8 protein-coding genes and 4 pseudogenes are annotated in these 12,944 nt (G+C 39.0%); 9 read left to right on the top strand and 3 right to left on the bottom strand.

The genetic code is table 11. The features are described from left to right. Positions 1-297 precede the first annotated feature (297 nt). From ACO1B7_RS17715 to ACO1B7_RS17730, 4 genes and pseudogenes are all read left to right on the top strand, one after another. Positions 298-471: pseudogene (locus tag ACO1B7_RS17715) on the top strand (IS982 family transposase); the annotation flags it as partial. Positions 472-678: 207 nt separating this feature from the next. Then, positions 679-1,497: a M48 family metallopeptidase gene (locus ACO1B7_RS17720; RefSeq protein ID WP_423090450.1), complete on the top strand. Its 819-nt coding sequence runs from the start codon at positions 679-681 to the stop codon at positions 1,495-1,497. 179 nt (positions 1,498-1,676) lie between these two features. Beyond that, positions 1,677-2,501, top strand: coding sequence for a tetratricopeptide repeat protein (locus tag ACO1B7_RS17725; protein ID WP_423090451.1), 825 nt, complete (start codon positions 1,677-1,679; stop codon positions 2,499-2,501). Between the two features lie 62 nt (positions 2,502-2,563). After that, a pseudogene (locus tag ACO1B7_RS17730) lies at positions 2,564-2,767 on the top strand (transposase); the annotation flags it as partial. Between the two features lie 100 nt (positions 2,768-2,867). On the opposite strand, the pseudogene ACO1B7_RS17735 reads toward ACO1B7_RS17730, so the two are convergent. Together ACO1B7_RS17735 and ACO1B7_RS17740 are read right to left on the bottom strand one after the other, a co-directional pair. Next, positions 2,868-3,178, bottom strand: a pseudogene (locus ACO1B7_RS17735) (IS3 family transposase); the annotation flags it as partial. A 442-nt stretch (positions 3,179-3,620) separates the two neighbouring features. Further along, a pseudogene (locus ACO1B7_RS17740) lies at positions 3,621-4,052 on the bottom strand (transposase); the annotation flags it as partial. A 56-nt stretch (positions 4,053-4,108) separates the two neighbouring features. Between ACO1B7_RS17740 and ACO1B7_RS17745 the strand changes: the two are divergent. Continuing rightward, a complete protein-coding gene (locus ACO1B7_RS17745; protein ID WP_180081891.1) occupies positions 4,109-5,041 on the top strand; it encodes an IS5 family transposase in 933 nt (310 codons plus the stop codon). 171 nt (positions 5,042-5,212) lie between these two features. Here ACO1B7_RS17745 and ACO1B7_RS17750 read toward each other — a convergent pair whose 3' ends face one another. After that, positions 5,213-5,962, bottom strand: a complete 750-nt coding sequence (locus tag ACO1B7_RS17750; RefSeq protein WP_423090452.1) for a metallophosphoesterase family protein — start codon at positions 5,960-5,962, stop codon at positions 5,213-5,215. A 334-nt stretch (positions 5,963-6,296) separates the two neighbouring features. On the opposite strand from ACO1B7_RS17750, the gene ACO1B7_RS17755 reads away from it, so the two are divergent. From ACO1B7_RS17755 to ACO1B7_RS17770, 4 genes are read left to right on the top strand one after another with little or no spacing between them, the layout of a single operon-like run. Continuing rightward, on the top strand, positions 6,297-10,016 hold the full coding sequence (locus ACO1B7_RS17755) for an ATP-binding protein (protein ID WP_423090453.1): 3,720 nt from the start codon (positions 6,297-6,299) through the stop codon (positions 10,014-10,016). A gap of 24 nt (positions 10,017-10,040) precedes the next feature. Continuing rightward, positions 10,041-10,673, top strand: coding sequence for a condensin complex protein MksE (locus ACO1B7_RS17760; RefSeq protein ID WP_004676008.1), 633 nt, complete (start codon positions 10,041-10,043; stop codon positions 10,671-10,673). Further along, positions 10,670-11,914, top strand: a complete 1,245-nt coding sequence (locus ACO1B7_RS17765; protein ID WP_005100615.1) for a hypothetical protein — start codon at positions 10,670-10,672, stop codon at positions 11,912-11,914. The genes ACO1B7_RS17760 and ACO1B7_RS17765 overlap by 4 nt, the downstream gene beginning before the upstream one ends. Continuing rightward, positions 11,905-12,771, top strand: coding sequence for a DUF7281 domain-containing protein (locus ACO1B7_RS17770; RefSeq protein WP_004676005.1), 867 nt, complete (start codon positions 11,905-11,907; stop codon positions 12,769-12,771). Before ACO1B7_RS17765 ends, ACO1B7_RS17770 begins: the two co-directional genes overlap by 10 nt. The last annotated feature ends 173 nt before the right edge of the window (positions 12,772-12,944 follow it).

Raw genomic sequence — 12,944 nt, forward strand, 5'->3', positions numbered from 1 at the left:
AACCCATACAGGATTAACTTTATAAAGTATTTCTAAATAATTTTTAAATTCAATTAAAATTAAAAAGGAATATTATTTATTTAAACTTAAATATTAGTTAACCCGAATCGCGGATAAGGTTTTTTCTTTAAAATCATAAAATAACTATAATTTTAATCAGTTTTTAGTGTTATCAGATCAAATCATAGACTTTTTTATGCTCAAACTGATGGATAAGTCTCAAGATGAATGATCTCACTTTCTTAAGCAGGATTCGGGTTAATTAACGAGATGCTTATGAGCAGTAAACGATACCCTGAAAAATTTAAAATAGAAACTTTATTCAGCCTGTTAAAAAAGAAATATCATTTGGTCAGCAGTAAAGCGAGAAGTATTGAAGGATACTTAGCTGGAGTTTATGCATCTTTATGTGCTTACCAATTATGTCATCAAAACAAGCCAATCATTCGAGTAATGGAATCATTTGCTTAAGCAGGATTCGGGTAAATTATATAAAAATTCTAAACAATAAAGTAAATTATAGTATAAAAATCAGTTGATTATTGATTAAAATAAAAAAACGTGTAACCTATCAAACAAATAAAGTTAAATGTAAACTCAATGAATAAATTTATCTAAATTCTTGGGGCATTAAGCTTAAAAAAGCTATTTTTATAATAGTAAAAACGGAATGTAAAAATGTATTTAAACTTAAAGAAATCTATCTTCTGTTCTGCCTTAATTGCATCTGTACTTACGATGAGTGGCTGTTTAAGTACGACTAACACAGGTACTTTGGGATCTGAACGTAAGCAATTTTTACTCATGCCTGCCGCACAATGGGAACAGCAATCTCTAACAGCTTACAGTGAGATCATTGGGTCTGCAAAAAATGAACGGAAAGTGATTTCAAATGCTCAAGTTAATCGTGTAACAAAACGCTTAATTCCAATAGCAGGTCACTTCAGAGCAGATAGTGCGAATTGGAAATGGGAAGTCAACACGATTAAAAGTAGTGAACTAAATGCTTTCTGTGTAGCCGGTGGAAAAATTATTGTCTATACCGGAATTATTGAAAAACTAAAGCTTACTGATGATGAGTTGGCCGCAATTATTGGTCATGAAATGGCACATGCGCTTCGTGAGCATGGACGAGAAAGAGCTAGCATGAATGTGGTTACAAGTCTGGGTCTTAAATATGGCTCATCAGCTCTTGGTCTAAGTGGAACAGGACAACAAGTTGCAGAAATGGCCACAAAGTATGGTCTTACTCTGCCAAATTCACGCAAGCATGAAAATGAAGCAGATCTAGTAGGTTTAGAAATAATGGCACGAGCTGGATATAATCCAAATGCTGCAGTTGTCGTTTGGAAAAAAATGGCTGTAGCTACCAATAATAAAGGTAAAACGACAGAATTTTTGAGTACCCATCCAGCACCTGTTTCACGCATTGAAAGTATTCAACAGACTATCCCTCAGGTCATGCCCTACTACAAAGCATACAAAGTAAAGAAATAAATATATGGTGGTGTTTCAAAAAGTATGCTGGCGTGAGACTGTAAATTAAATTTCGTAATTGACTGAATTTTCTATGTTTATATTCACAAGGGAATCATACTTGATTTTATGAAATTACTGTCGGGCACGGATGATATGATACGAACACATAATATTGTTACAAAATTCAAGAGGATGATATGTGGATAAAAGTGATTACTTATGCTGCTTTATTAAGTGTTTCATCAAGTATATTTGCTGACTTTGCAACAAAAAAAGAGTTTCAAGCAGCTTTAAAAAAAGCTAATGCTGGGAATGTAGAACAGATGTTTCAAGTTTCTCAATTATATCAAATGGGTGGATATGGCTTCGAAGCAAATGAAAAAGAACGATTACGTTGGTTAGATAAAGCAGCTAATACTAACTACAATCCCGCTATATATGAATATGTCACTCACTATTATGAAAAAAATGATTCAAAAAATGCACTTAAATGGCTTCAACGAGGGGTTGCTAACAATCATTATGAATCAACATATGATTTAGCAATGCATTACTGTAATGGCACTCAAGTAAAACAAGATTTAGAAAAATGTGTTTATTTACTTCAAAAAATAGTAAATGTGAATATACCAAACTATAAAATCGGTGAATATGATTTAGGTGATTATTGGGCTGTAGTTCATGGCCATGTTTACCTAAGTACATTATATGTTAGAGGACTTGGGACTAAAAAAGACCTGCAAACGAGTAATGCAATTTTAGATCATTTGATTACTTTTTTTAATTATAGAGCAAGTCAAGAGGGCATACCTGTTGATCGAACATACGAAAATATTTCTAGTTCAATATTACAAATTGGTGATAAATATACAAATAGTAATGGGTGGGGAGGATTTAATTACAATCCAAATCAAGCGAAATATTTTTATGATTTAGGAATATATTTGGGGAAAAATAAGGCATTTCGTTGGGATACCTCTGTATTTAATGAGCGTCTAGCTACTTTAGCTAGGAAAAAATAAATTTTCTAGGCTTTGTTGCACAAACCTACGCTTAAGGGCTTATTCAGCAATATAATGCTCAGATGAATAAGCCCGCACCTAAAATCTATCGTACAACCCATTGGTCCTCTTACAACCAAGCTTTGGTGAATTGAGGAAACATCTCGATTTGGTTTGATCCTGCTACCCAATGGTATGCTCAGCCAAAAGATAAACCAGGACGAAATCAAACTTATTCTGATGCAGCTATTCAATGCTGCCTCATGATGAAATCTCTATTTCGACTCGGATTTGTTGCATAAATATTTTTCAAGATACTGATTTTTAAGTATTTTATTGAATTTTAATATGAAAATAAATTTAATAAAATCATAATATTAGGTTATCCTAGACAGTATCGTGGACAACAAATCCCTCTAAATTCTTGAAATATTTCTGTTCAAAGGCTTCTGGGCTTAACCAGCCGTTTGCGGAATGCCTTCTGACCCGATTGTAATAAATCTCAATATAGTCAAACAAGACAGTATTCGCCTCTTTTCGAGTGGCAAACATACTGCCATGGACCACATGACCTTTCAATGTATGAAAGAAGCTTTCGGTCACTGCATTATCCCAACATGAGCAGTGTACTGTGCAAGACTGCGTGACATACTTTGAATACAGTTATTCGTTAATAATAGCGCCCTAAAATCACGACTACCTCTGACTCGGATTTTTAAAGCCGAGTCTGATTATTATGTTAGCGTAAATAAAATTTATCAGGGAAAACCAGCTAATTTAAAAATAACTGATGAGTATATAAAAAATTATCGCACTAGATTACAAGAAGCTCTAAATCAAGACGTAGAATTTGCTGGAGAATATGTTGTTGCTGAGTGGGGTTGTGGCAGTAGTTGTGTTATTCACTCATTTATAAATAAACGGACAGGCGTAGTACTAGATCAAGGTTTTGGTGGTGAAGGTGGCCCTTTTTTAGAAGAGGTTTACTTAAATAGCCGATTAGTTAAAGCATTTGGCGAAAATGAAGCTGATGGGAAATTCTATACTTATTATTACCTGTTAGAAGGTAATCAACTTAAGTTAGTAAAAATGACCGAACGAGAACCTATTGATTGGATGGATATTATAAATTAACCCCAGTTACGGATAAGCTAAATTTCTAACGACATGAATTTTTGGCTTATTCTTCTGACAGAGTTGATAAGCACATAGAGAAGAAAATATGCCTGCTAGGAAACCGGAAATAGCCCGATGTTTACTGCTTACTAAATGGTATTTTTCTTTCAATAAGCCAATTAAAGTTTCAATTCTTTTCCGCTGTCTCAAGTGGTATTCATCAGAAAAAGACAATAGACTTACTCGCATATTCTTTCTAGGATAAGTAATTAAATCGATATCTTGCTCTAATAATTTGGTTTTTATTGATTTTCCAATATAACCTCTATCTCCATAAACAGTTGCCAATAAGCCATCAACTAATTCTTCGATTTTTCTAATGTCTGCAATGTGTCCAGGGGATAAAACTGTATTCACAATTTGTCCTTCACTATTCATGAGAAGGTGTAATTTGCAACGGCTTTGTTGCACAAACCTATCTGTAAAGGGTTTTTCAGCGATATAATTTTCAAATGAAGAAGCCTACACACAAAATCTACCGCACAACCAATTGGCCCGCATATAACCGAGCACTCATGAGTCGCGGAAATATTGCCATTTGGTTTGATCCTGCTACGCAATGGTATGCGCCATCAAAAGGCAAACAAGGGCGAAATCAAACCTACTCCGACGCAGCCATCCAATGCTGCTTAATGATTAAATCCTTATTCCGTCTGTCTTTACGTATGGTCACTGGCTTTGTGCAAAGTCTGATTAAACTTTGCGGATTAAATTGGATAGCTCCAGATTACACCACGCTTTGTAGAAGACAAAAGCATATTGATATTGTAATCAGCTACCAAAAAAGTAGCGATGGGCTGCATCTACTCATGGACTCTACAGGCATGAAGTTTCTAGGTGAGGGCGAATGGAAACGCAAGAAACATGGACCTGAATATCGTCGCCAATGGCGTAAACTCCATATTGGTATAGATGCTAAAACCCTACAAATACGAGCAGTTCAGCTCACAACGAATAATGTGAGTGATTCACAAGTCCTCGGGGATTTACTTGATCAAATCCCGTTGGATGAACAGATTGATTCAGTTTATACAGACGGGGCTTATGATACAAAACAATGCCGTCAGGTCATTGCAGATCGGCAAGCACATGCAGTTATTCCACCCAGAAAAAATGCAAAGCCTTGGAAAGATATAAAAGTTCATTCGCAAGAGCGAAATGAATTACTTCGAACAGTTAAACGTTTAGGCAGGACATTATGGAAAAAATGGTCAGGCTATCATCGGCGGAGTTTGGTCGAAACCAAGATGCATTGCATCAAATTATTAGGCGATCGACTACATTCAAGAAACTTTCAAAGCCAAGTTAATGAGATTCATGCACGTGTGGCCGTGCTGAATAGATTTACAGAGTTAGGTCGTCCTCATACCCGAGTTGTAACTTAAATTTGAGTGAGTTGGCGGATGCTTCAAATTATAAATCTTTGTGCAACAAAGCCGGTCTAAAGGATTCGACATGAGTTTCTCCTAGTTCATGGTGTAGAAGCTAAATCAACAGTACTATAGGATGTATGATATTAGAGTTGGTTTAAATTGCTTCAATACGAGTATGACTACTTAAACTTCGATGATCAAATTTTCTCTAAACCCATTTTTACCTTGCTCTGGTGGATAACCCAAAGGATTGATCACTAATCTACATCCATCGACTACAGTATACACTGATGTATGCGTATGTCCTGCAATCCATAATTTAAAGCCTTTTATATCTAAGTCATTAATAAAATAGGGATTGAGTGCTGATGCAACAGGATGCTTACCCCAATATGGATCAAGACAAGCTAAATGAGGTGGAAAATGCGTAATAACGATCACATGATCTTGCCCTCTAAACTGCATAATATTTTGATGATATTTTTTAAATAGTTTTATGTAGTCATTAGTAGTTATAGTTCGGTTATCACTGCCAATCATTATTTGATCAAAATCGTAAATCGATTGTTCAGCATCTTTTTGGGACTGTAAAAGTACCTCAGGAGATGTAAGTGGTGAATTGGAGCGAAAGTTCGTAAACAGCGTGCCACCTACAAATATTTTATCTTGAATTTTGATATGGTTATCATCAAGTAGCGCATTTTCAGGGTAATTTTCTTTTAAAAAATCTACGACTGAATTGTAGTTAGAGTTGTAGTAATCATGATTGCCCAAAACAAAGATAAATTTTTTATTTAGAGATTTACATTTTTCGGCAAATTCAATTGCACCACTTAAGCGATTAGAAAAATCACCAGCGTGAATAATGACATCAGCTTGCTCTGATATTGAATATTTTGAATTGTGAGTATCCGATAAAATATGCAGTTTCAATCTGCTTCCTTTATTAAAATACGCTGGTCAAATATACACGGCTTTATTCCAATCAGTTTACATCAACTAAATATTGTAGAAAAATTATAAGTTACTCAACTGTATTCTTAAGCCTCTAAGCCCAAAGTAGAAATGTCCGGTTTCTCCAAAGTAAAAATGTCCGCTTTTAGAATATGCGCTTTTGCAATTTTCTTAGCGGACGGTTTGATATGTTGGTGTCTATGTCGGATAACCGCCATTATATTTAATAAAAGTATAAGATCAGGGAAAGTTACAGTTTTTATTTAAAATTGAAGTATCCATTAGACTTATGAATATTTATAAAAGGTATATAATGAGTATTATTAACCCTCAAGAAACCTCTATGAAAGGTTTACAGTCAATCATTCTTTATGATTCTTTTCTTTCATCTAAACTATTCCGAGTTGATATTAGTGGTGGTCATACAAACATTACCGGTATCAACGGTGCAGGGAAAACCTCATTCCTGAACCTGATTCCTATTTTCTTTGGTGCCTCACCAAATGGGTTAATAGAGAAAGCTGCAAACAAGAAAAATTTCGTAGACTACTATTTGCCGAGCAGTCGAAGCATGGTGATTTTTGAATACCTTGCTCACTCAGGTACAAAGTGTGTGGTGCTGTATCGCAATAATAATCAGGGCAAGCACAACTACCGATTTGTTGATGGATGCGCGGAAGATACGCTATTAAGTGAGAGCAGTCTGGAAATCTTGGGTCTTTCTCAGAATGTGAAAGACGTATTTGATCAGGTTTATAAATCTGGCGTTGATGTGAGCCGTCAGATCGACAGCATCCCTGAATATATCTATACGCTGACTGCAGATAAATCACGACTGACAGGTGAAAGAAACCTTCGTGATTTATGCAACCGCTATTCACTGTCTGGAAGCAAACAACAGCTAAAATTCCTGAGCAATCTGACCCAGGTAACGATTAACCAGAACAATGTTGTCTCAAACTTCAAAACCATGTTAATTGAAGCGTATTTGGACAACGAGAAAATCAAAACAAAACCAACCTCTACCGCAGATTGGTTAGCAACCATCAATGATGTGAAAGCCCTACAAAGCCTTCAATCGGAAAAGCAGAAGATTATCTCTGGCATTCAGTTAAAGAATGCGGTCTTAGCCTCCTTTAATGCGCTTCATGCACACCTGTTGGTACTCCGGGACCATGTGGTGAACTACGAGCAGCAGATCAGTTCGATAGAGCATGAAATCTATGCGGTAAAGAACAAAGGGAATGAGACAGTCCGTAACCTGAATAACCAGATTGTACAAGTCAAAGAGCTGATTGCAGTAAAAGAAAAGTCTGCAGGTAACTTTAAACAGGCAATTCATGATATTGAAGTTGCGGAAAGACGTTATCAAGACATGAATATTTCCGTCATGGAACAGGAATATAAGAAACGTGCGCACTACTTCAACGAGATTGAAGAAGCGAAGAAATACAAACAGTTTTTGACTGAAAGCTACGAAAATATCAACCGCGAGTACGACAAGCATTCAGCAGATTTGCTTCGTGAAAAAATGGCATCCAGTGAAGCCCTTAATGCTGAATCTAACGAGGTTCAGGAGGCAATCAACCAGTTGCGAAACCGCTTTGATCTCAAGGTGAAAGAGCTTGAGCGCAAACAGGCTGAACAGCTCCAAATTCTTGATCAAGAAATTTCCAGTGAACGTCAAAGGCTTCTGGATATCCAGTCAGCAGCTATGGAGCGCATGCACCAATCAACACTGTTTACGGATGAAGAAAACCTACAGCTACAGCGCCTCAAGTTGGCTTATGAAGTCAAAGAGAATACCTTGTCTGCAAAGTCTGACGAATTGAAAGTGGCTCAAAACAAGCTTAAACAACTTAATTTTGATCAAAACAAGGCGCAGTATGATCTTAATGGATTAAAAGCCAAGCTTGAGAAAGCCAAGCAGTCAGAAGAGAATCTGCGTACAACCCTGTTCCAGAAAGACACCTTGCTACGGTTCCTGAATGATGCACCGAATGAAGATGTGGACTGGCGTACTACCATTGCGAAGGTCATCAATCCTGAGCTTTTCTTCAAAACCAACCTGAACCCTGTCTGGCAAACTGGCGTGAATGCCAATGCGCTAAGCCTCTATGGTCTTGAAATAGACCTGAACAAGTTGGAGATTCCAGGGGAAGCCGACAGTCTTGAGCAACTACAAATACGTCTGAAAGATGCCGAGATTTACACGGCTTCTTTGGTTGAGCAGTACGACAAGCAATCGCATCTGGCTCAGTCCATCCATAGAGAGATCAACGAGACCAATATTGCAGTTGTTAAACTCGAAAATGAGTTAAATACCCTGCAAAACGAGAAGCAGCAAGCCCGACAGGTTTATGACCAGACTGAGAAAGAGCTGAAAGCGAAGAAGGCAGAAGCTACACGTATTGAGCAAGAAGCTGTAAATAGAGCGAAATACGAGCTGCAAACTTTCAACAATCAGATTGAGCCGAAGAAACGTGGTGAGCTTCGATCAGCCAACATGCTTGAAAAAAATGGCTTAAAGGAGAGCTATGATGCGTCCTATGCAGACTTGCGTATCAAGCTTGAGCTGATTGCCACAAAGGAAAAGCAGCTAGAGAGCAGCTATCAAGCCAAGATGGATGATTTGACCAACCTGTATCACAGCAAACTGCGTGAGCAAGGCGTGGATGAAAATATCCTGAAACAGGCAGAAATGAAGATCAAGGCTGCGATTGCACAGCACACCAAAGTCAAAGGCTATGAAAGCATTTTGGCTGAGTACGATATGTGGAAGAAAAACCACTATCAGTACAAGCAGAACCATATCGAGGACATGAACCAAGCTCTGAAACTTGTATCTGAATACAGCCACAATCTTTCCAAACTGGAAAGTGAGCTTGAACAAGTCCGAACCTCCCTTCGTACAAGAGTGGACAATCTTGAAGCGAGTGCACAAGATTTCAGGGAGAAAATCAAAAAGCTGGATAAACAGGGGCGTGAAATCGAAAACCTGTTCGATGACGATATCCTATTGGTAGAGGTAGATCGACCTGAGTTTTTAAGCTTCGACAGCTTCTCTCGTGATCTGGGTACGTTGGCTGATACACAGAAGAAACAGATTTATCAATTACGCTTGCAGACAAACGCTTCTAAGGCATTACTGCGCAAATATGAAGCCTTCTCTCTGTTCAAGCTGTTTGAGGAAAAGATGGAGAGTATGGGGACTACCAGTGAAACCATGAACACCATTAACTCCATGTCTACCATCGAAAGCATCATGGACTACGACTTGCCGAAAAAGCATGATGCAGTCACAAACATTTTCCGTAATAAATCGGCTCAGTTGCGTAACTATATTCAGGAAATCCTTAATCTAAATAAGCGTTTAAAGAGCGTATCTACGGAACTGTCTGGCTACCTGAACCGTAGCAACAAGTTCAAGGCATTCACTGACTTCTCAATGAATCTGGAAAGTGTGCTGAATGACAAGAACACCCTAGATCAGCTCAATCAGTTTGTTTTGCAGTGTGAGGACTATCAATCCTTTGAAAACATGCAAAGCAGCTCCATTCCGAGCGAGGATTTCATTCGTTGCTGTGAATACACCTTAAAGGCAATTGAAAGCACCAAAGGACATACTGATGATATCCGCTCTATGGTACGTCTGAAAATGAGCGTGATGAACAATGGTCGTCTTGCCGAGCTGCGTACTGACAACGACTTTACCAGTGCAGGGAGTACAGGAACGTCACGTATTCTGGTGCTGATCATGTTCCTCGCATTGTCACGGAAGTTATGCCCTGATAACTCGACCTACATCCATATCCCGCTTGACGAGATTGGCAACTTTGATGCGATCAACACCAATTTGCTGTTCGACATGATGGACCATAACAAAATCTATCTGGTCTGTGCTCAACCGGAAAACTCAACCTCTAACCACAAGTTTAAGAATCTCTACATTGTTGGAGCCAATGGTGTCAGCACTGTTGTTCCACTGGAAATCGAAGGCGATAACCCATTGCTTGCAGCAGAACCAGTCTAATAGGGAAAAAGTGGAGAATTTTAAATGGCTGATAAACGATTAACAAAAGTAGCGACCAAATTATTAGAAGGTTATCTAATTGACCAGTGGAGTGATTTTGAGAACTTTGAGTTTTTGAATGATGTCGAATTTTTAGATCAACTAAACAACCATATTAGTTTTCTAGGCAAAAAGTGTATTCAGACACCGTGCGGTGGTGGGTATTTCCTGATTTACCTTGATATTGAAAGTGACCCTGAGATCAAAAAGGTCATCACCAAACAGTTTGAGGAAAACGTCAGCAAAATGGAGCCACTTGTGGACTGGCTGCGACTGTTCAGAAAGGCAGGGGGGCGCAATGAACCTCTGATTGGAGGCGACAGAATTACGTCTGGTGAAATCCTGGTTGAAGTGGAGAAGTCCAAGCATGTCCAAAAAGGGCTAAAAGAACTCTCTGCAAAGTTGGGTAAGACCGCAAGCACAGTGAAAGACCAGATCAACGGTGTTATTCAGTTTTTGGTACAGCGCGAATATTTAGTGCCGGTTGGGGTTGTGGGTACTGAGTTTTTGGCAACTTCACGTTGGTCGATTTTCTACGATGAAGCTGAGTACCTTGCCGAACACAATGCGATTGATATCACTCAAACAGATGATGTGGAGCAGGGCGAGTTACTATGATCGACTTCGTGAATCCGGCTGAACGTGGGGCGAAGGTTTTCTCTGCAAACATTGATGCTATTGCCGAAGCAATCATGTTTACCAGTTCGTCTATTCAGGTCAATGAATCAAACAAATCCTTGATTGATAATTTGCTGTCTTGCGATCTTGGGTATCTGGATGCAGAAAAAAACACGCTGCATCTAAGAAACTTCGTCATTGAGTTTGTGAATTTCTATAAAAACAGAAAGAAACGCAACATTTCCGCACCCGACATTAGCGGTCTGATTGATCGTATCAAAACGGTGAGTACCGACTATGCCTTGTCAAAAGTCGAGGACCCGGAAAGTGCCGAAGTATTAAAGGTTGAAGCAAGTGACCTGATTATTGAGCTTTCAAACAATATCAGCGAGAACATGACCAATTTTGCCGATCAGTGCTTTGAGTATCTGTCGCTGTTCAACAACTACGACATGAAAATGCGTAAGGCTGAACAAAGCTTAAAGACTGCCAAAATGCTAATTACGGCACTGGAAATCCTTTCACCAAATACGATGGATGAATTGGCGGTAGGTGATGCAGACTTGCAGAGAGTGATCTCCAAACGTCTCAAGCCAAGCGTGTTTGAAGCCATTGAAGAAATGAACCACAGCCATCACCGACTGGACAAGCAACTCTTTGAATGGAAAAAGGACATAAAAACCCAGGAGCGAATCAATCTGATTGATGCGCTGCACCGTCATTTTGCCAACAACCGGACGCTGAATGCCGATATTGATTTCAACAAGGCACCTGATAGCTTCCGTCGTGTACCACTTATCAAGCTGAAAGCTCGTGCCGATATCTACCTTGAGGATTTTGAGAACACTTTATCTGCGGTAGCTCAGACAGCCAATCAGAAGCGTGTTAAAAAAGATGGTCCAGTTGTTGAAAAAAAACGCCCACCGGTAGAGAAGGCAACGCATACGATAGTGAAAGCAGTCTCACCTCTGGATAAAGCTGCATTTTTCTTCTTTGACGCTTTTGGCAGTCCGGCAATCAATGAAATATCAGCAAAGAACGCCTACATACGCCTAGAGCCTGGATGCAAATTTGAATACTGGATTAGTCGCCTCCTGTATGAGTTTGAACTCAACCACTCAAACCATCTTGAGTTGCAGTTAGTGGGTGAAACGGATGCTAAATATAATGGCAACTACTACATTTCAGATATCGTGTTTCGTCGCAAAGACAGCAACGGAAAGGTGATGCAATGCGCTTAGGGCAAAGAGAACTCTCAATCATTCAGACGGTTTTACAGCTTAAAACCAGAGTGGTGAAGCTTAACAAGACATGGACAATGCTGAACAAAGACATGCAGATCGGCAGCATCATCAAACGTGAGCTGCATCTAAGTGAATCAGATCTTGATGTGCTTCGGGTTCTGTACGGAAAGCATGTAAAAACGGAGCCAGAGGTAACGTATGACTCCAATGCAGACCGAATATCGCTTGCTGATCATCGTATAGATGAAAAGTCTGGCAATGCCAGCGTTTTCGGTGAGCAGCTTTGGTTTGCTGCGATCAATGCACAACTACCGTTAAAGTCCGGTGAGATGCACATTGCACATCCTGGCGTGACAACAGCCGTGTCCTTAGAGCATCTTGCAGTAGAAAAAATCAGGAAGCTGATCATTATTGAGAATGGCACTATGCTTGTACGGATTTCGGACTGGTATCAGCAAGTTCCACTCGAATGGCAAGACAGCCTATTCCTTTACAGGGGGCATGGTAAGAACTGCCGGTCAGTCAATCAGTTGCTTGAAGTTCTGCCAGAAGAATGTCCGGTAGCGGTGTATACCGATTTCGACCTGTATGGGTTGAATATCGCCAATAATTTCAACCTGATCAGACCAGTCTCTGTGATGGTTCCCCAATGTTGGCAAAGCATTAAAGAACAACACCCTGATAACAACTTCTATAAGTATGTAGACCAGTCAGAGTACATTTCGGATTTGTCGGAAACCGAAGGCATGTCGGAGCCGATGAAAGCGATCTTGAAGCATGTGAACTTCAATAAAGTTGCAGTTATGCAAGAGAACGTGAACCGGCTTGGTCCATTGGTGTGTATAGCAATTTAAGGGCACTGTTGCAAAAGTTCAAGGTGTTACTTTAGACTATACCCTAAAGCAACACTCAGAATGTCCCGGATTTTATGTATCATTTAAATGATTTTTAATCATATATAACATGTAACTTTGATATTAAAGATTTATAATTTACGAAATTGTTCATTTTTATCCAATTGGGGAGT

The sequence above is a fragment of the Acinetobacter lwoffii genome, from assembly GCF_049367455.1.
GTDB lineage: Bacteria > Pseudomonadota > Gammaproteobacteria > Pseudomonadales > Moraxellaceae > Acinetobacter > Acinetobacter lwoffii_W.